The sequence below is a fragment of the Clavibacter sp. GW821-FHT01D01 genome, from assembly GCF_059422605.1.
This window is the reverse complement of sequence record NZ_JBWKXC010000010.1, coordinates 71,128-88,841: the sequence shown is the minus strand read 5'-3', so window position 1 is coordinate 88,841 and position 17,714 is coordinate 71,128. Positions and strand designations below refer to the sequence as shown.

At 74.8% G+C, this 17,714-nt stretch carries 16 protein-coding genes; 5 read left to right on the top strand and 11 right to left on the bottom strand.

Annotated elements, in window-relative coordinates:
- On the top strand, positions 1–783 hold the full coding sequence (locus AC07VC_RS13345) for an SDR family oxidoreductase (RefSeq protein ID WP_494674946.1): 783 nt from the start codon (positions 1–3) through the stop codon (positions 781–783).
- A gap of 101 nt (positions 784–884) precedes the next feature.
- Complete coding sequence (locus AC07VC_RS13340) at positions 885–2,306, top strand: MFS transporter (protein ID WP_317230908.1); 1,422 nt, start codon at positions 885–887, stop codon at positions 2,304–2,306.
- Between the two features lie 45 nt (positions 2,307–2,351).
- Here the strand turns inward: AC07VC_RS13340 and AC07VC_RS13335 are convergent, their stop codons facing one another.
- The 4 genes from AC07VC_RS13335 to AC07VC_RS13320 all read right to left on the bottom strand — a co-directional run bounded on the left by AC07VC_RS13335 (position 2,352) and on the right by AC07VC_RS13320 (position 5,096).
- Entirely contained in the window at positions 2,352–2,531 is a 180-nt protein-coding gene (locus tag AC07VC_RS13335) for a hypothetical protein (protein ID WP_494674947.1), read from the bottom strand.
- On the bottom strand, positions 2,531–3,253 hold the full coding sequence (locus AC07VC_RS13330; RefSeq protein ID WP_494674948.1) for a response regulator: 723 nt from the start codon (positions 3,251–3,253) through the stop codon (positions 2,531–2,533). The genes AC07VC_RS13335 and AC07VC_RS13330 overlap by 1 nt, the downstream gene beginning before the upstream one ends.
- Positions 3,250–4,674, bottom strand: a complete 1,425-nt coding sequence (locus tag AC07VC_RS13325; RefSeq protein ID WP_494674949.1) for a sensor histidine kinase — start codon at positions 4,672–4,674, stop codon at positions 3,250–3,252. Before AC07VC_RS13325 ends, AC07VC_RS13330 begins: the two co-directional genes overlap by 4 nt.
- A gap of 71 nt (positions 4,675–4,745) precedes the next feature.
- Positions 4,746–5,096 carry a hypothetical protein gene (locus AC07VC_RS13320; protein WP_494674950.1) on the bottom strand — a complete coding sequence of 117 codons (351 nt, stop codon included), beginning with the start codon at positions 5,094–5,096 and terminating at the stop codon, positions 4,746–4,748.
- A gap of 581 nt (positions 5,097–5,677) precedes the next feature.
- Here AC07VC_RS13320 and AC07VC_RS13315 point away from each other — a divergent pair.
- Positions 5,678–7,276: an MFS transporter gene (locus AC07VC_RS13315; protein WP_494674951.1), complete on the top strand. Its 1,599-nt coding sequence runs from the start codon at positions 5,678–5,680 to the stop codon at positions 7,274–7,276.
- 80 nt (positions 7,277–7,356) lie between these two features.
- Here the strand turns inward: AC07VC_RS13315 and AC07VC_RS13310 are convergent, their stop codons facing one another.
- Entirely contained in the window at positions 7,357–8,208 is an 852-nt protein-coding gene (locus tag AC07VC_RS13310; protein WP_494674952.1) for an alpha/beta fold hydrolase, read from the bottom strand.
- Positions 8,209–8,301: 93 nt separating this feature from the next.
- Between AC07VC_RS13310 and AC07VC_RS13305 the strand changes: the two genes are divergently transcribed.
- Complete coding sequence (locus AC07VC_RS13305) at positions 8,302–9,039, top strand: hypothetical protein (protein ID WP_494674953.1); 738 nt, start codon at positions 8,302–8,304, stop codon at positions 9,037–9,039.
- A 100-nt stretch (positions 9,040–9,139) separates the two neighbouring features.
- On the opposite strand, the gene AC07VC_RS13300 is transcribed toward AC07VC_RS13305, so the two are convergent.
- Both AC07VC_RS13300 and AC07VC_RS13295 read right to left on the bottom strand, forming a co-directional pair.
- The gene (locus AC07VC_RS13300; protein WP_494674954.1) at positions 9,140–10,573 is read right to left on the bottom strand and encodes a phytoene desaturase family protein; all 1,434 of its coding nucleotides are present in this window, start codon (positions 10,571–10,573) and stop codon (positions 9,140–9,142) included.
- Entirely contained in the window at positions 10,570–11,466 is an 897-nt protein-coding gene (locus AC07VC_RS13295; protein WP_494674955.1) for a UbiA family prenyltransferase, read from the bottom strand. Before AC07VC_RS13295 ends, AC07VC_RS13300 begins: the two co-directional genes overlap by 4 nt.
- A 64-nt stretch (positions 11,467–11,530) precedes the next feature.
- Here AC07VC_RS13295 and AC07VC_RS13290 point away from each other — a divergent pair, with 64 nt between their 5' ends.
- A complete protein-coding gene (locus tag AC07VC_RS13290; protein WP_494674956.1) occupies positions 11,531–12,727 on the top strand; it encodes a glycosyltransferase in 1,197 nt (398 codons plus the stop codon).
- A 42-nt stretch (positions 12,728–12,769) separates the two neighbouring features.
- On the opposite strand, the gene AC07VC_RS13285 is transcribed toward AC07VC_RS13290, so the two are convergent.
- From AC07VC_RS13285 to AC07VC_RS13270, 4 genes are read right to left on the bottom strand one after another with little or no spacing between them, the layout of a single operon-like run.
- Positions 12,770–14,425 (bottom strand): glycoside hydrolase family 13 protein, encoded by a 1,656-nt coding sequence (locus AC07VC_RS13285; RefSeq protein WP_494674957.1) that lies wholly within the window; start codon positions 14,423–14,425, stop codon positions 12,770–12,772.
- Positions 14,422–15,348 carry a carbohydrate ABC transporter permease gene (locus AC07VC_RS13280; protein ID WP_317229599.1) on the bottom strand — a complete coding sequence of 309 codons (927 nt, stop codon included), beginning with the start codon at positions 15,346–15,348 and terminating at the stop codon, positions 14,422–14,424. The genes AC07VC_RS13285 and AC07VC_RS13280 overlap by 4 nt, the downstream gene beginning before the upstream one ends.
- The gene (locus tag AC07VC_RS13275; RefSeq protein WP_043674404.1) at positions 15,345–16,208 is read right to left on the bottom strand and encodes a carbohydrate ABC transporter permease; all 864 of its coding nucleotides are present in this window, start codon (positions 16,206–16,208) and stop codon (positions 15,345–15,347) included. The genes AC07VC_RS13280 and AC07VC_RS13275 overlap by 4 nt, the downstream gene beginning before the upstream one ends.
- A gap of 55 nt (positions 16,209–16,263) precedes the next feature.
- Positions 16,264–17,613: an ABC transporter substrate-binding protein gene (locus AC07VC_RS13270; RefSeq protein WP_317229597.1), complete on the bottom strand. Its 1,350-nt coding sequence runs from the start codon at positions 17,611–17,613 to the stop codon at positions 16,264–16,266.
- Positions 17,614–17,714: the final 101 nt, after the last annotated feature.

Genomic DNA, 17,714 nt, shown 5'->3' with positions numbered 1-17,714 from the left:
ATGTCCGGAGCACGGATGAACGACCAGCACGACGACCACGACCTCGGCGCGCCGGGGGAGCTGGCGGGAGGCCCGCGGACCCTGTGGGTGAGCGGCGCGGGATCCGGCGTCGGACGCGCCACCGCCGTCGCCGCGGCCCGCGACGGCTGGCACCTCGTGCTCTCGGGCCGCCGCCTCGAACCGCTCGAGGAGACGCGCGCGCTCGTGGACGACCTCGGGTCCACCGCGGTCGTCGCCCCGCTCGACGTCACCGACGACGCCGCGCTCGCCGCCGTGGTCGCGGGCCTCGACCGGCTCGACGGGGTCGTCGTGGCGGCCGGCCTCAACGCCCCGCGCCGGTCGTGGGCCGAGCAGGACCTCGCCGACTTCGACCGCATCGTCGCGACCAACCTCACCGGACCCGCGCACCAGGTCGCCACCGCGCTGCCGCTCCTGCGCGTCGCCGGCGGCACGGTCGTGCTCGTCTCCTCGTACGCCGCGTGGACCCACTCGCCGGGTGCCGGGGTGGCCTACAGCGCCTCGAAGACGGCGCTCTCGACGCTCGTGCGCGACCTCAACGCGCAGGAGGCGGGCGCGGGGATCCGCGCCACGCACCTCTGCCCGGGCACCATCGACAGCGACTTCCTGGCGCTGCGCCCCACCGTGCCGGACGCCGCCGAGCGCGCCGCGATGCTCACGCCCGACGACGTGGCGCGCGCCGCCCTGTTCGTTCTCGCGTCGCCGCCGCACGTGCGGATCGACGAGCTGGTGCTCTCCCCGATGTCGCAGCGCGGCGGCTTCTGAGCGGGACCGGCGCGCCGGATCCACCCTCCCCCTAGTCGATCGTCTGGGAAGGGAGTTGAGTGGTCCTCCGTCACGCCGAGGTGACCCACAGGAGGCACAGCATGAGCACGAGCGAGCGCACGCGCACCGACGGGGACGCCATGCGGCGCGGTCTCCTCTCCTTCATGGCGGCCCCGCCGCCCGCACCGCGGCTGGACGACGCCACCGTCGCGCGGCGCTACCCGCGGCTCCGGCTGCAGGTGTTCATGGGCATCTTCATCGGCTACGCGGCCTACTACCTCATCCGCAACAACGTGCCCCTGGTGGCCACGATCCTCCGCGACGAGAACGGCTTCAGCGCCCTCGGCCTCGGGATCCTCACCAACGGCGTGCTGCTCGCGTACGGCTTCAGCAAGTTCCTGAGCGCCATCGTCAGCGACCGCAGCAGCGCCCGCTGGTTCCTGCCCATCGGCCTGCTCCTGTCGGCGCTCGCGAACCTGGTGGTGGCGTTCGTGCCGGCCGTCGGCGCCTCCGTGGCGCTGTTCGCCGTCGTCATGATCGTGAACGGCTTCTTCCAGGGGATGGGCTGGCCGCCGTCCGGCCGCACCCTCGTGCACTGGTTCTCCACCTCGGAGCGCGGCGGGAAGACCGCCATCTGGAACGTCGCCCACAACGTCGGCGGCGCCGGCGCGGGCGGCCTCGCGGGCCTCGCGATCGCGACCTTCGGCACCTGGCAGAGCGCGTTCTGGTTCCCGGCGCTCGTCTGCATCGTCATCGCGCTGATCGCCTTCGTGCTCCTCCGCGACACCCCCGAGTCGGAGGGCCTGCCGCCCATCGAGGAGCACCGCCACGACCCGGCGCCCGTCGAGACCGACGCAGCCGACGAGGGCGCGTCGACCTGGTCGACCATCCGCCGGTACGTCATCGGCAACCGCACCATGGTGAACCTCGCGCTCGCCAACGTCTTCGTCTACACGCTCCGCTACGGCGTGCTCGTCTGGGCGCCGATCTACCTGGCCGACGTGCGAGGCGCCAGCCTCGGCGAGGGCATCGCCGGGTTCTCGCTGTTCGAGCTCGCGGGCATCCCCGGCACGCTCCTCTGCGGGTACATCAGCGACAAGGTGTTCCGCGGACGGCGCTCGCCCACGGGGATCCTGTTCATGGCCGCGGTCGGCGTGGCCGTCGCCATCTACTGGCTCTCGCCCGTCGACGGCCCGCTCTGGATCTCGCTCGCCGCCCTCGTCCTCATCGGCGGCCTGATCTACGGCCCGGTCATGCTCATCGGCCTGCAGGCGCTGGACCTCAGCCCCCGCAAGGTCGCCGGCACCGCGGCCGGGTTCACGGGCCTGTTCGGCTACGTGCTCGGCGCGACGCTCGCCTCCACGGGCATCGGCGCCTCCGTGCACGCGTTCGGCTGGGACGTCACCTTCGTCCTCATCCTCGTGTGCGTCGTCCTCGCGATCGTGCTGCTGGCGATCGTCGGCAAGGACGAGTCGGCGCTGCGCCGCCGCCGCGAGGAGCGCGGGGACATCGCGGCCCGCTGAGGCCGCTCACGGCCTGCCGGCCTGCCCGTCCGTCGGGCCGGCGGGTCAGTCGGACCCGCCTCCTCCGTCGGACCCGCCGCCGTCGGCGGTCGCGGGACGTCGGGACCGGCCGGTCGACCCGGGGGAACCGGAGCCGGAGCGCGCGCCGCGCCCGCGGAGGGGCAGTACACCGAGGCCGAGGATCACGACGATGACCGCGGCGATGATGACGGCGGAGGCGTCCATCAGCTCGCGCCCGGCACCACGATGCCGCGCTCGTAGGCGAACACGACGGCCTGCACGCGGTCGCGCACGCCGAGCTTGAGCAGGAGGCGCGAGACGTGCGTCTTCACGGTGGCTTCCCCGAGGTACAGCCGCTCGGCGATCTCCGCGTTGGCGAGGCCCTCCGCGAGCAGTCGGAGCACCTCCAGCTCGCGGTCCGTGAGGGTCGCCACGCGCGGGTCGGTGGGGATCGTGGGCGCGGCGACGGGGGCGGCGTCCTCGTGGGGCGCCGCGGATCCGCGGGCGAACCGCTCGATGACCCGGCGCGTGACGTCGGGGGACAGCAGTGCGTCGCCGCGCGCGATGACGTGCACCGCCTCCACGAGCGACTCCGGCGACGCGCTCTTCAGCACGAACCCGCTCGCGCCCGCGTCGAGCGCGGTGAAGAGGTAGTCCTCGCGGTCGAAGGTGGTGAGCATGAGGACCCCGGCGGTGATCGCCGGGTCCTGCACGATGCGGCGCGTGGCCTCGAGGCCGTCGACGCGGGGCATCTGCACGTCCATGCAGATGACGTCCGGACGGAGCTCCGCGGCGCGGCGCACGCCCTCCTCGCCGTCGGCCGCCTCGCCGACCACCTCGATGCCGTCCTCGCTCTCGAGGATCACGCGGAAGCCCGCGCGCACGAGCGCCTGGTCGTCGACGAGCAGGACGCGGACGGGGGCGGGCGCGATCGGGTCGGCGGTCATGCGCGGCTCTCCTCGGGGACGGGGACGGGTGCGGGTGCGGGTGCGGATGCGGGTGCGGGGCTCGCCGCCGCGGATGCGGGCCGCGTCGGCAGGCTGGCGCGCACGAGGTAGCCGCCGCGGGCCTTCGGGCCGATCTCGATGGATCCGCCCACCGCGGCCACGCGCTCCCGCATGCCGCGCTGCCCCAGCCCGCCCGGGCCCTTCCGGGCCGGCGCGGCGGCGCTGGACGTCGCGGCGCCCGCGGGCCCCGCGTCGCTCACCTCCACCTCCACGCGGTCGGCGAGGTACCGCAGGCGCAGGTCCACGCGCGCCCCCGTACCCGCGTGCTTCCGCACGTTCGTGAGCGACTCCTGCGCGACCCGGTAGACGATGAGGTCGACGGTCGGGGCGAGCGGCCGCGGGGTGCCGATGGTGTCGCAGGCGACCTGCAGGCCGGCGCCGCACGCGTCCGCGACGAGCTCGTGCAGCTGGTCGACGCCGCGCGTGGAGGCGGTGCGGCTCGCGTCGCCGCCCGCGCCGCCGTCCCCGGATGATCCCGTGCCGTCCTCCTCCTGCCGGAGCGCGACGAGCATCCGGTGCAGCTCCTCGATGGCGCTGCGCGCGTTGTCCTCGACGATGCCGAGCGACGCGGCGGCCTTGTCGGCGTCGCGCGCGAGCACGCGTCGCGCGGCGCCCGCGTGCACGCCCATCACGGAGACGTGGTGCGCGACCACGTCGTGCAGCTCGCGGGCGATGCGCACCCGCTCGAGCGTGACGGCCTGCTCGGCGACGCGCTCCCGCTCGCGGGCCAGCTCCTCGGTGCGCGTCTCGAGCGCGCACCGGTCGCGCGCGGAGGCCCACGCCCGGTCGCCGAAGTACCAGGCGCCGCCGAAGTAGAGGAGGTTCGTGACGATCGAGACCAGCCCGGCCGCGACCGGCGCGGGCACCCACGCGTCGTCGGGCGCGGACTCGAAGCTCGACCCCGCGAGCGAGAAGTACCCGGACGTCTGCAGCAGCGCCGCGAAGAGCCACGCGAACATCCCGACCACGACGATGCCGCGCACGACGTTCGCCCGGAGGCGGTTCCGCCCCCAGGCGCCGAGCGAGTACATGGCGATGAACATCGCGATGTTGGAGAAGAGCACCTCGGGCACGAACTGGTACGCGCCGACGATGAAGGTCGCGCCGACCACCAGCGTCACGATCTCGGGCTGCAGGCGGCGGAAGGCGAGCGAGCCGGTCATGAGCAGGATCCACGCCCCGATGACCCACAGCGGCGGCCGCGACGGGTACATGCCGATCGCGTAGTAGAGCATGCAGCTCCCCGTGGTGCACACGAGCATCACGAGGGCGAGCAGCAGGTCGAAGCGGAGGCCGGCGCGGTCCGGGCGCGGGCGGACCCAGAAGCGGTCGACGCTGTCGGGGGCGGATGCGGCGCTCATCCGTCCACGGTATCGACGCGGTCCGGCGCGCCGCATCCGTCGGATGACGGAACGGGGCCGGCGGCAGCGCGTCAGCCCGTCGCGGGATCGGGTGCGGGGTAGCGGAACTGCATCCCGATGGCGCCGATGCTCCCGGTCCAGACCATGTCGGCCCCGCGCCGGTCGAGGGGCGGCTCGAGGGGGTCGATCGAGTCGGCCAGGCCGAGCTCGGCGATCCAGTCCTCGATGATCTCCTGCCGGCTGTCGTGCGTGTACGCGTCGGCCGAGCCGATGAAGTGCACGAAGTCCGCGTCGCCGATCCGCCATGCCAGCGGGCGCAGGCCGCGACGGCCGCCCTCCTCGTTCCACGCGACGGCGACGAGGAGCTCGATGTCCTCCCGGCGGAGGAAGCGCGGTCTCGGGGGATGCGGTGCGTCGGGCATGGACGTCTTCTCGATCGTCGTGCGGCAGTGATCAGGCACGTTCACGTGAGGCGTTGCGGGACAGGCCACCGAGTCCGAGCCCGGCGTGCTCGCGATCGCCTACCGGGCCCAGCTCACATCCGTCGGCTCGGGTCCGTCGGCTGCTGTGTTCGCGACCACGTCCCCGGCTGTTGCGCTCCGGTGTCGTGGCACGACGTCCCCAGCATCGGGTAACAACTCGGGACTGGTCGGACCTTAGGCCGGATCCGCGTCGAGCGCCATAGCCAGCGCGATAGTGGGGCGCTGCTCCCACCCAGCGCGCGGGCCGCCGATCCGGCGATGGGGCCGCCTGCCACGTGACGGGACGCTGAGGGGGGACACCGGGATAGGCCGCATGGGTCAACCGGTGGCAGACTGGCGGCCCGGGCGCATCCGCTCGGCCGTCTCTCCCGCACCGTCGCGGATCCCTCCTCCGCGTGCCGTCCGCCCGCCCCGAGGCGCCCGACCCGTCCCGCGCCCTCGTGGCCCGCCCCTGCGCTCGCCGGCCGGATCCGCCCGCACCGTCACCACCGCCGACGCCCGCGTCGGCATGAGAGGACCCCATGTCCGACACCACCGCATCCGCCCGCCCGGCGTCGGGCGGCGCCGAGCCGTCCGCCGCGCCCGGCTCCGGACGCCCCGCCGCCCCGGCCGTATCGCGTCGCGCCTGGCAGGCGCTCATCGTGCTGCTCGCCGGCATGTTCATCGCGCTGCTCGACACCACCATCGTGAACGTGGCGCTGCCCACGATCCGCACGAGCCTCGACGCCTCCGAGTCGACGCTGAGCTGGATCATCTCCGGCTACGCGCTCGCGTTCGGCCTGGCGCTCATCCCCGCGGGACGCCTCGGCGACCGCTTCGGGCACAAGTGGGTGTTCGTGACCGGCATCGCGCTGTTCACGCTCGCGAGCCTCGCGTGCGGCGTGGCGCAGGACGACCTCCAGCTCGTGATCTCCCGCGTGGTGCAGGGACTCGCCGGGGGACTGTTCGTGCCGGCGGTGACCGCGTTCATCCAGCTGCTGTTCCCGCCGCAGGTGCGCGGCAAGGCGTTCGCCATCATGGGCGCCGTCATCGGCGTCTCGTCGGCGCTCGGCCCGATCGTGGGCGGCCTCATCATCCAGGCGGCGGGGGAGGAGTTGGGCTGGCGCCTGGTCTTCTTCGTGAACCTGCCCGTCGGCCTCGCCACCGTCGTCGCCGCGGTCTTCCTGCTCCCCAGCCGCCGCGTGGCGGAGGAGGTCGCGGGCGACGTGCGCGCCCAGGCCGGCCAGCGGTCCGGCGCGCCGGCCGGGGGCGCTCCGACCCCCGCCCAGCCCGCGGCCACGGGCGTCGACATCGTCGGCATCCTGCTCGTGAGCGCCGGCCTGGTGGCACTGCTCGTGCCGCTGATCGACGGCCAGGACCAGGGCTGGCCGCTCTGGACCTACCTCTCCCTCGCGGGCGGCGTCGTGCTCCTCGCCCTCTTCGGCGTGTGGGAGGTCGCGCAGACGAAGCGCGCGAAGAGCGTCCTCGTGCCGCCGCACCTGTTCACGCACCCCGCGTTCACGGGCGGCGTGATCCTCGCGATGGTCTACTTCGCGGCCTTCACGAGCATCTTCTTCACCATCTCGATCCTCTGGCAGTCGGGTCTCGGCAACACCGCCCTCGCCTCGGGCCTCGTCTCCATCCCGTTCGCGATCGGCAGCATCGTCGGCTCCTCGCAGAGCAACCGCCTCACGAACCGCCTCGGGCGGAACGTGCTCGTGATCGGGACGGCGCTCGTGAGCGTCGGGCTCATCTGGCTGTGGCTCGTGCTCCTGAACACGGCCGCCGCCGACCTCACCAGCTGGATGCTCCTCGTCCCGCTGCTGCTCGCGGGCGTCGGCAACGGCCTGTTCATCGCCCCGAACGCGCAGTTCATCGTCGCGACCGTCGACCCCGCCGAGGCGGGCGCGGCCTCCGGCGTGATCGGCACCGTGCAGCGCGTCGGCTCCGCGGTCGGCATCGCCGTCATCGGCAGCGTGCTGTTCGCGGGCGTCGCCGGGGCCGGGATCCGCGGACCGCAGATGGTGCCGCAGGCCTTCACCGACGCGTCCGCCTCGGCCATGGGCGTCAGCGCGATCTTCGCGGTCGTCGCCTTCGCGCTCGTGTTCGCCCTGCCGCGACGGGCGTCGCGCGGGCACTGACCCGGCACGACCGCGGCGCCCGACGCCGCACCGCCCTCGCCGATCCGGATCCGTCCGGGTCGGCGAGTGCCGTCTCCGGGCTAGCCGGCCGCGGCGATCCGCTCGCGCAGCCGCGCGAGCGCGTCGGCGGCGCCGTGCAGCACCGAGATGTGGCCGTCGCCCGGCCGCACGACGAGCCCCGCGCCGGGCACCCGGTCCGCGAGCCAGCGCGCGTGGGCGACCGGCGCGATCCGGTCGGCGTCGCCGTGCAGCAGGATGACCGGCGCGGTGACGTCCGCGAGGTCGACGCCCCAGTCGGCGACGAGCGCGAGGTCGTCGTCGACCATGCCGCCGGGTCCCGCGTCGAAGCCGCGGGCCGCGACGCCGTCCAGCCACGCCCAGTCCGTCTGGAGCGCGCGCAGGTCGCCGTCGGTGAACATCGCCGGGTCGAACTCGGAGGCGGCGAGCGCGGCCTCCAGCTCCTCCCGGCCGGCGTGCGCGGCGCGCAGCTCCCGCTCGCCGCCCGCGTGCATGCCGGCGAACCAGTCGAGCCCCTCGGCCTCGACGGGGGCGAGCGCCGCCCCGCAGACCGCGCCGAGCACGCGCGCGCCGAGCGAGGCCGCCGCCGCGAGCGCGAGCACGCCGCCGCTCGAGTGGCCGAGCACCGCGAACCGGTCGATCCCGAGCGCGTCCGCGACGGCCAGGTCGTCGGCCGCCGTGGTCGCGACGGTGCGGCCGGGGTTCCGCGTGGAGCCGCCGTACCCGGGCCGGTCGTAGGAGATCCACCGGATGCCGCGGCCCTCCGGCGCGTCGACGAGCGGCTCGGGCGGCGGGCCGACGTTCGGCGTGCCGTGGTGGTAGGCGACGACCAGGTCGGCGTCGTCGCCGGCTCCCGTGTCGTAGCAGTGCAGCGTGCGGCCGTCCGGCAGTCGCAGGTCCGTCTCGGTGGGCATGCGCCGAGCGTAGGCCGGGGCGGGGGAGCCGGCCAGCGTCGGATCCCGACGGGGGCGCGGTCGCCGACGCGCGACGGTGACAGGATCGACGGCATGGACCAGGCGCGGGACGGCGAGCTCCGCGAGCTCCGCGAGCTGCGCCGCCGCGCCTACGGGCCGGCCGCCGACCTCGACGACGCGGAGCTCGACCGCCTGCGGGAGCTCGAGGCGGGGCAGGGCGCCGCGGCGTCGCGGACGACCGCGCCGGACGCGATCCGTCCCGGCACCGCACCGCGCGTCCCCTCCGGGCGGCACGCCGCCAAGGTGCGCGCCGCCGACGAGGAGCGCGCCCGCGACGGCCGCGACGACGACGCCCACGACGACGCCGCCCGTGACGCCCTGCCCGGCGCCCGACCCCGGATGCGCCGCCGCACCGCGGTGCTGTGGGCCGCGTCCGTCGTGGTCGCGATCGGCGCGACCGTCGCGCTCTCCTCGGGTCTCGCCGTCGGCGGGCGCGAGGTCGGGGTCGTCGCCCTCGACCCCGACCGCGCGGTGCCCTCCCGCTGGGACGACTGGTACCAGGACGCGGCGACCGGCGTGGGCGACTTCCGGGGCCTCACCGTCATCGGCCTCGTCAACCCCGAGGACGACTCCCGCTGCGTGGCCGTGGTCGCCCCGCGACCCGCCCGCACCGGATCCCCGGTCGGCGGCTGCGAGGCCGGCTCGTTCCCGGCACGGGCCGTGCTCACGGTCGACGACGACATGCCCGCCGACCTCCTCGAGGCGTTCACCGAGGGCACGGCGCTCGAGTTCGTGCTCGACGGCTCGTCGGTCCGCGTGACCGCGGGCTAGGCGGCCGCCGGCCCGGACGAGGGCGGGTCGCGCGGCGGTGCCGGTGGCGGTGCCGGGGGACGGACCTCCTCGAGCGCGCCGAGCGGTTCGAGCTCCCGCGTCAGGCCGGGGTCGACCGGAGCAGCCGGGTCACCGCGATCATGGCACCGCCCACGACCGCCGGGATGCCGCCGCCGGGGTGCACCGAGGCGCCGACCCGCCAGAGCCAGGGGCGCCAGGGGTCGTTGTACGAGGGGCGGTGGAACGGGCCGCTGAGCCACGGGGGGCGCGCCGCGCCGTACAGCGCGCCGTGCGGTTCGCCGCCTCCCGCGTAGTACGCCGGATCGAGCACCTCCTGCTCGTCGAGGAGGTCGGTGAGGGGCCCGTGGAGCCCCATCGCCGCCGAGACGCGCTCGACCTCGCGGCGCACGAAGGGATGCTCGGCCGTGTAGCGGCCGCCGTCGGCGGGCGCGGTGAGCAGGATCCCGACGGTGCTGCGCGCGTTCGGGTAGACCTCACCCGCGCGGTACTGGTTGACGAACACCATCGTGTCCGCCGGCTCGTCGCCCGCCTCGAGGCTGCGGTGCAGGGCGGCGGGCCGCGTCGGCAGCACGACGCTGTGCGAGGCGAGATGCGCGGGCAGCTCCTCCCGCAGCGCGCCGTACACCGCCACGGCGGAGCAGGAGAGGGCGCGGGGGCGCAGGCGGGGCAGCGTCGGGAGCCGCGACGGCCCGGTCAGCGCGGCCAGGCGGTCGGCGTCCAGGGCGCTCACGACGAGGTCGGCCGGGTAGCGCCCCACGGCCGTGGTGACGGATCCGCGCTCGATCCGGGTGACCGCCTCGCCGGTCCGCACCTCGACGCCGGCCGCCGCGGCCAGCCGGCCGAGCGCCAGCACGATCTCGTAGACCCCGCCGCGCGGCACCCACGCGCCCGTCTCCGCCATGATCGCCGGCATGCTCGCGTAGAGGGCGGGCGTGCGGGAGGGCGAGACGCCCGCGTTGAGGGTGTGGATCGCGATGACCTCGCGCAGCCCGTCGGGGAGCCACGGCAGGCTGTCGAGATAGGCGCGCGTGGTGAGGCGGGAGCCGTAGACGGCCAGCAGCCGGCGCAGCGCCGGCAGGGCGGCCCGGTCGAGGGGGTCGGCGAGCAGCAGCTCCGTCACGTCGTCGGCGAGGGGCGCGTGCAGGTCGGAGAACCGACGCCAGGCGGGGTACCAGGGGTGGTCGGGCGCCACCGGCAGGGAGGTCTCCTCGCCGTCGAAGTAGTAGCGGCCGACCTCCGGCATCCGCACCAGGTCGAGCCGGCCGTCCTCGCGGGCCCGGTCGGACGCGCGTCCGCCGTCGCCGAGCCGCCGCAGGAGCTCGTCCCACACCGCCGGGAACGTCACCAGCGACGGCCCGGTGTCGACGCGGTCCCCGCCCAGCAGGATGCGGCGGCTCTTGCCGCCGAGCTCCGCGGAGGCCTCGAGCAGGGTGACGCGGTGGCCCGCGTGCGCCAGCAGGGCGGAGGCGGTGAGCCCGCCCATCCCGCCTCCGACCACGACGATGCGGCTCACGGGTAGCCCACCAGCACGATCGCGACCATGAGCAGCACCCCGGCGACCGACCCCGCGATGTACGGGAACGCGACCGACAGGCGGTAGAGCCGATGGCCGGTCTCCGGCGTCGGGTCGCGCAGCAGGCGCACCACGAGGCAGCCGGCGATCAGCGCGTTGACGGCCGCCACGGGCACGCTCACGACGGCGAACAGCGCGGTCGCGACGATCCACCAGGCCCCGCTCCAGAGCGCCGTCCCGCGCGGACCGAGCCGCACCGCGGTGGTGGTGATGCCGGCGTCGCGGTCCTCCACGATGTCCTGCACCGCGTCGAAGGCGTGCTTGGCCACGCTCCAGGCCATGAGGCCCAGCGCCGCGGGCCAGACCGGCGCCACGCCGAGGGCCGCCGGCACGAAGACGAGCGGCAGCGCGTACGCCGCGTTGCTCAGCGAGTCGAGGAACGGCCGCGCCTTGAAGCGCAGCGGGGGCGCCGAGTAGAAGACGAACACGCCCGCGTAGAGCAGGATCGCCGCGTTCGCGAGCGGGGGGAGCACCAGCAGGAAGCAGATGAGGAACGGCACGTTGAGCACGGCGACCGCCCAGGCGATGAGCCGGACCTCGGACGACCGGATCCGGGCGCCCTCGAGGGAGCCCTTGCGGGGGTTCGCCGCGTCCGTCTCCTGGTCGTAGACGTCGTTGACGCCGTAGATGAGGAGGTTGAACGGGAGGGTGAGCCACAGGATGACCGGCAGGGCCCGCAGGTCGAACAGCGCGCCCGTGAGCCACACCGCCACGAAGCCGGACCCGATGGTGTTGATCCACAGCACCGGGCGGGAGATGAGCACGAGGCGGCGCACGGCCGTGGCGATCCCCGCCGGCGCGGTGCGCGACATCCGCTCGCTGCCGTCCGTCACGTCATCGACCGTACGCCGCCCGCTGGGTCGCCGGTCTTACGGCTTCCGGGCGCAGACTGGGCGGATGCGCCTGATGCTGCTCACCGCCGGCACCCGCGGCGACGTGGAGCCCTTCGTCGCCCTGGCGCGACACGCCGCGGCCCGCGGTCACGAGGTGCGGCTGGCGCTGCCCGACGACGCGGTCGTACCCGCGGGGGTCGACGCCGTCGGGATCGGCCTGGACGCGCGGCGGATGCTCTCCCCGGCCGGTCGCGCTCCCTGGGCCCTCCTGCGCCACGTGCGCGCGGAGGTGCGGCCGGCGATGCGGCGGATGCTCGCCGTCGCCGTGCGGGAGACGCTCGCCTTCGACCCGGACGTGGTGGTGCACCACCCCCTGGTCCTCAGCGCGCCGATGGTGGCGGACGCCCTCGGCGTGCCCCGCGTGCTGGCCGAGCTCGCGCCGGTCGCCACGCCCAGCGCGCGCTTCCCCGCCGCCGGGGGGCCCACGGCCACCCGCGACCTCGGCGCGCGCAACCGGTCCACCTACGCCGTGCCGCGGGCAGCCGCGCGCCTGTTCGACGCCGACGTGGCGCGCGCCGCGGCCGAGCTGCCGGGCGGTCGTCGTCCTGCGGTGCGCTCGCCGTCGCGCGCAACCCTCATGGCCGTGAGCCCCGCCCTGCTGCCGCGGCCCGACGACTGGCCGGAGCGGGTGCACCAGACCGGGGCCTGGTACGACGCGGCGCACGCCGAGTCCCTCGACCCGGCCGTCGACGCCTTCCTCCGGGCCGGGCCCGTCCTCGTCGCCTCGTTCGGGTCCATGGGCACGGGCGACGCGGCCTCCCGGGGGCACGCGATCGTCGCCGCGGCCCGCTCCCACGGCCTCCGCGTGCTGCTCGTCACCGGATGGGGCGGGCTCGCGCTGCCCGCGGAGAGCGGCGGGCCGGACGTGCTGGCGGTCCGGTCCGTGCCGTTCGACGCCGTGCTGCCGGGCGCGGCGCTCGCGCTGCACCACGGAGGGGCCGGCACCTCCCATGCCGTCGCGCGGGCCGGCGTGCCCGCCGTCGTGGTGCCCGTCACCGCCGACCAGCCGTTCTGGGCCGCCCGGCTGCACCGGCAGGGGGTCGCCGCCGCGCCGGTCCCGCGCCGCGGGATGTCGGTCGACGCCCTCGCCCGGGCGATGGGCGACGCCCTGTCCCGTCGCGGGAGGGCGGCCGAGGTGGGCGGGCTCATGCGACGGGAGCAGGGCGTGCGGCGGGCGGTCGACGTGCTCGAGTCGCTCTGACGCGGCGGCGGCCGCTCCCGCTGAGCAGGTGCCGCAGCGCGATCAGCTGTCGGGCACCAGCCAGACCGCCGTGTCGGGCGGGAGCGCGTCGTGGACGGCGCCCGTGGAGCTGAGCACCACCCGGCGGCCGGGCGGCAGCGGCACCGGGTCGGGGCCGAACGCGATCCAGCACTCGAGCGATCCGCGCCGGAAGGCGAGCGCATCGGCCGGGCTGGGCAGCCACACCAGCGGCTCCGACGCCACCACGAGCTCGCGGCGCGCCGCCAGCAGCCGCCGGTAGTGCGCGAGCGTCGACGCGGGATCCGCCTCCTGGCGCTCGACCGTGAGCCCCGCCCACTCGTCCGGCTGCGGCAGCCACGGTCCCGGGCCGCCGTCGGGGACGCCGGTCGAGAAGCCGAACGGGGTCGCCGACCCCGACCAGGGGATCGGCACCCGGGAGCCGTCCCGCCCCGGGTCGCTGCCGCCCGAGCGGAGGTGGATGGGGTCGCGGCGGCGCGCGTCGGGGATGTCCTCCACCTCGTGCAGCCCGAGCTCCTCGCCGAAGTAGAGGTAGGCGACGCCGGGAAGGGCCATCGTGAGCGTGACGGCCGCGCGGGCGCGACGGCGGCCGAGCTCGCGGTCGACCGGGTCCACCCCGAAGCGGGCGCGCTGCTGCTCGTTCGAGGCCCGCACCTCCGGCTGCTCCCGGCCGTAGCGGGTCGCCTGCCGGACCACGTCGTGGTTGGTCAGCGCCCAGGCGCTCGGTGCGCCCGTGTCGGCGGCCTTCGCCAGGCCCTGGTCGATGACCCGCCGCCAGGGTCCCGCGCGGAACGCCGTGTGCAGCGGCTCGAACTCGAACGCGGTGTGCAGCTCGTCGGGGCGGAGGTAGAGCGGCAGCCGCTCGGGCCGCGCCACCCAGGCCTCGGCGACGAAGATCCGCGGCGGGTCGTAGGAGTCGGCGACCCCGCGCCACTCCCGGTACACGTCGTGGACCTCGTCCTGGTCCCAGCCCGGATGCGCCTCGGTGCGGCGGTCGGCGCCCCGCCCGTCGGGGAGCCCGGCCGCCTTCGCCAGCCCGTGCGCGACGTCGACCCGGAAGCCGTCGACGCCGCGGTCGAACCAGAAGCGCAGCACGTCGACGAACTCCGCGCGCACCTCGGGGCTCGTCCAGTCGAGGTCGGGCTGCTCCGCGGCGAACAGGTGCAGGTACCAGGCGCCCGGGCGCCCGTCGGGATCGGTGGTGCGGGTCCACGCGGGGCCGCGGAAGCAGCTCTCCCAGTCGTTGGGCGGCAGCTCGCCGTCCGCGCCCTGCCCGTCGCGGAAGTGGTACCGCGCCCGGGCCGCCGGATCCCCGTCCAGCGCCGCGCGGAACCAGGGGTGCGCGTCGGAGGTGTGGTTGGGGACGATGTCGAGGAGCACGCGCATGCCGAGGGCGTGCGCCTCGGCGATCAGGGCCTCCGCGTCGGCGAGCGTGCCGTAGGCCGGGTCCACGTCGCGGTAGTCCGCCACGTCGTAGCCCGCGTCGACCATCGGCGAGGGGTACCAGGGGTTCACCCAGATGGCGTCGACGCCGAGCGCCGCCAGGTACGGGAGTCGGTCGCGCAAGCCCGCGAGGTCGCCCACGCCGTCCCCGTCGCCGTCGGCGAAGCTGCGGAGGAGCACCTGGTAGACGACCGCCGAGCGCCACCACGCGGTCTCCGCCGCCCGCTCGGAGGTCATCCCTTGACGGCGCCGCCGCCGAGGCCGGCCACGAGGTACCTGCGCGCGAAGACCGCGATGAGCACCACGGGGATCACGAGCGCGATGCTCGCCGCCGCCAGCGTCTGGTAGGTCGAGATGTCGTCCGCCCCCTTCTGCGCGGCGATGAAGACGGGGATCGTGACGGCCTGGTTCTGCGTGAGCGTGAGCGCCACGAGGTACTCCTGGAACGCGACGAGCAGGGTGAAGACGCCCGCCGTCACGAGGCCGGGGCCCATGAGCGGCACGATGACGCGGCGGAACGCGCCGAAGCGGCTGCAGCCGTCGATCATCGCGGCCTCGTCGAGCTCGGTCGGGATGTCGCGGAAGAACCCGACGAGCAGCAGCAGCGTGAACGGCATGTTCACCGCCACGAGCGCCGCGACCAGGGCGATCTTGGTGTCGTAGATGCCGAGCGCCTGGCTCATCTCGTAGAACGGCAGCACCACGGCGAACCGCGGGATGGTCCGCAGCACCACGGCGAGCACCAGCAGGATCGGCCCGACGACCCCCGCGTAGCGCGCGAACGCGTACGCGGCGGGCGCGCCGACGACCAGCGCGACCACGACCGTGAGCCCGGCCACGATGAACGTGTTGACGAGCACCTCGGCGAACAGGGTGCCGCGCCACAGGTCGACGAACGCGTCGAGGCGCGGCTCGAAGATCCACGTCGGCGGGTTGGTGAACGCGTCCTGGAACGGCTTGACCGCCGTGAGCAGCGCCCACAGGAACGGGCTGAGCGCGACGATGACGATGACGACGAGCGCCGCGCCGGCCCACAGCGAGCCGATGCGCTCGCGACGTCGGCGCTCCCGCGCGGTGAGCGTGCGGCCGGACCCGGTGGGGCCGTCGCCGCGGGGCACACGGGTCCGGCCGGTGGGCACGAGCGGGGTGGATGCGGTCATGCGGCCCGCGCCCCCTTCCAGGTCTGTCGGAGGAACGGGATCAGCAGCACGAGCGTGATGACGATGGTCACCACGTTCACCGCGCTCGCCACCCCCAGCCGGTACGACTCCCCGAGGGCCACCTGGTAGACGAACACCATGAGGGACTCGGTGCCGACGCTGCCGGCCGCCGGGGTGATGATCCGGATGGAGTCGAACACCTTGAGGCTGTCCATCAGGCTGATGAGCGTCACGAACGAGAACAGCGGCGCGAGCAGCGGCACGATCATGTAGCGCTGGCGCTGCCACCACCCGGCGCCGTCGAGCTGCGCGGCCTCGAGCGGCTCCTCGGGGAGCGTCTGCAGGCCCGCGAGGAGCACGAGGATCACGAACGGCGTCTCGTGCCAGAGCGCGTGCAGGCCGATGAGCACGCGGGCGGGCCCGGTCTCCGTCAGCCAGTCCACGTGGATCCCGAACACCGCGAGGCCCTGGTTCACGACGCCGCCGAAGATGTCGTTGAAGAGCCAGGAGAAGTTGAGCGCGCCGATGACGGTGGGCACCACGTAGCTCGCCATGAGGAGCCCGAGGATCACCATGCGCCCCCGCTCGATGCGGTTCAGCAGCAGCGCGATGCCGTAGCCGACGATGAGCTTCGCGACCGTCATGACGATCGCGTAGGTGATGGTGAACGCGGCGTCCCGGCCGAAGCGGCGGTCGGTGAAGATCTCGACGTAGTTCGCCACGCCGTTGAAGACGCCCGGCTGGCCGACGGGCACGTTCTGGAAGCTCCAGACGAGGGTCGTGATCAGCGGCACGATCAGCAGCCCCGCCATCAGGATGATGGCGGGGGCCGTGAACGCGGCGAAGGTCTTGAGCCTCATGCCCGGCTGCCGGGCGCCGAGCCCGGGCGGGTGCCGTCGCGGGTGGATCCGCGCATCAGGGCGCGAAGCCCGCCGTGGCGATGGCCTGCACGGCCGCCGCCTGGAGCTGGGCGGCGCCGTCCGCGGAGGACAGCGTGCCGTCGACGACCTGCGCGAGGATCGGCGCCATCGCGGCGAACACGTCGGACATGTACGGCACGAGCGGCAGGCCGTTCGGCTTCTCGCTCTCGAGCACGTCGCGCGCGGCCTCCTCGAACGGGAGGTCGGCGGCCTGCGCCTGCGTGGTGCGGGCCGGGATGGTGGCCTTGGCGGCCTCGGTCGCGGCGTCCGCGCCGGTCGCGACGCCGAGCAGGTCGAAGAGGAGGTCCTTGTCGACCTTCGAGTTCGCGGCGATCGAGAGCCCGTCGACCGAGAGGCTGGTCGCGGGGGTGCCGCCCTCCTGCACGGACGGCGGCACGGCGAACGCGAAGTCGTCGAAGTTCTCCGTCTGGCCCTCGTCGAGCAGCGCGGAGACGCGGCCGGCGAACAGCATCGACATCGCGGCCTGGCCGGTCTGCAGCTGCGTGATGACCTCGGGCGACGACCACGAGGTCGACTGCGAGCTCATCTGCTGGTACGTGGCGCGGAGGGTGTCGAGCGCGGCGATCGACTCGGGGGTGTCGAGCGTCGGGGTGGCGGAGCCGTCCTCGAACCAGGTGCCGCCGAGCGAGCCGAGGTACTGGTTGTAGGCGCTCGAGTTGTCGCCGGCCGCGTTGAACGGGAGGGCCAGCGGGTTCGCCATGCCGGTCTCCGTGCGGATGGTGTCGGCGGCGGCGTACATCTCCTCGAACGTGGTCGGCACCTCGATGCCGAGGTCGGAGAGGATGTCCTCGCGGTAGATGAAGATGATCGTGCCCCAGAAGGTGGGGATGCCGACCTGCTTCCCGTCGTACTGCAGCGACTCCAGGAGCGTCGGGTCGATGTCGTCGATGGCGAGCTCGTCGCCCGCGTCCGCGATGCGGTCGTCGAGCGGCTCGATCCAGCCGCGCTCCGCGTAGAGCGGGTACACGGTGCCGTAGACCTCGACGAGGTCGTAGCTGGGGTTCGCCCCCGACATGGACTGCACGGCGCGCTGGTTCTGGCCGCCGAAGTCGGTGGTCGGCGCGTTGACCGTGAGGTTCCCGCCCGTGCAGCCGGTGGCGATCGCGTCGGTGAACGGGTTCGTCGAGGGGCTGTTGTAGGAGAGGACGTTGACGGTCGTCTTCGCGTCCGGCTGCGGGATGTCGCAGGCGACGCCCGCGCCTCCCACGTCGGCGCCGGCGCCGCAGCCGGCGAGGGCGACGGTCGCGGCGGCCACCGCGGCGCCGAGCGCCAGGCGGATCGGGCCACGTCGCCGGCGGGTGGTCGAGGGGGCTGTGTCGCGCATCGGAGTCCTTCGGGGTGCGGGTCGCGCGGGGCGACGGGACGAGGAGGATGCACGCGGGCGTGCGGTCCGGGTGGTGCCCGACCCCTGCGGGCGCTCGTGCC

Excerpts from the sequence above, each read along its gene's own strand:
- AC07VC_RS13345 (WP_494674946.1), top strand. The coding sequence starts at position 1 with ATGTCCGGAGCACGGATGAACGACCAGCACGACGACCACGACCTCGGC.
- AC07VC_RS13340 (WP_317230908.1), top strand. The coding sequence starts at position 885 with ATGAGCACGAGCGAGCGCACGCGCACCGACGGGGACGCCATGCGGCGC.
- AC07VC_RS13335 (WP_494674947.1), bottom strand. The coding sequence starts at position 2,531 with ATGGACGCCTCCGCCGTCATCATCGCCGCGGTCATCGTCGTGATCCTC.
- AC07VC_RS13330 (WP_494674948.1), bottom strand. The coding sequence starts at position 3,253 with ATGACCGCCGACCCGATCGCGCCCGCCCCCGTCCGCGTCCTGCTCGTC.
- AC07VC_RS13325 (WP_494674949.1), bottom strand. The coding sequence starts at position 4,674 with ATGAGCGCCGCATCCGCCCCCGACAGCGTCGACCGCTTCTGGGTCCGC.
- AC07VC_RS13320 (WP_494674950.1), bottom strand. The coding sequence starts at position 5,096 with ATGCCCGACGCACCGCATCCCCCGAGACCGCGCTTCCTCCGCCGGGAG.
- AC07VC_RS13315 (WP_494674951.1), top strand. The coding sequence starts at position 5,678 with ATGTCCGACACCACCGCATCCGCCCGCCCGGCGTCGGGCGGCGCCGAG.
- AC07VC_RS13310 (WP_494674952.1), bottom strand. The coding sequence starts at position 8,208 with ATGCCCACCGAGACGGACCTGCGACTGCCGGACGGCCGCACGCTGCAC.
- AC07VC_RS13305 (WP_494674953.1), top strand. The coding sequence starts at position 8,302 with ATGGACCAGGCGCGGGACGGCGAGCTCCGCGAGCTCCGCGAGCTGCGC.
- AC07VC_RS13290 (WP_494674956.1), top strand. The coding sequence starts at position 11,531 with ATGCGCCTGATGCTGCTCACCGCCGGCACCCGCGGCGACGTGGAGCCC.
- AC07VC_RS13285 (WP_494674957.1), bottom strand. The coding sequence starts at position 14,425 with ATGACCTCCGAGCGGGCGGCGGAGACCGCGTGGTGGCGCTCGGCGGTC.
- AC07VC_RS13280 (WP_317229599.1), bottom strand. The coding sequence starts at position 15,348 with ATGACCGCATCCACCCCGCTCGTGCCCACCGGCCGGACCCGTGTGCCC.
- AC07VC_RS13275 (WP_043674404.1), bottom strand. The coding sequence starts at position 16,208 with ATGAGGCTCAAGACCTTCGCCGCGTTCACGGCCCCCGCCATCATCCTG.
- AC07VC_RS13270 (WP_317229597.1), bottom strand. The coding sequence starts at position 17,613 with ATGCGCGACACAGCCCCCTCGACCACCCGCCGGCGACGTGGCCCGATC.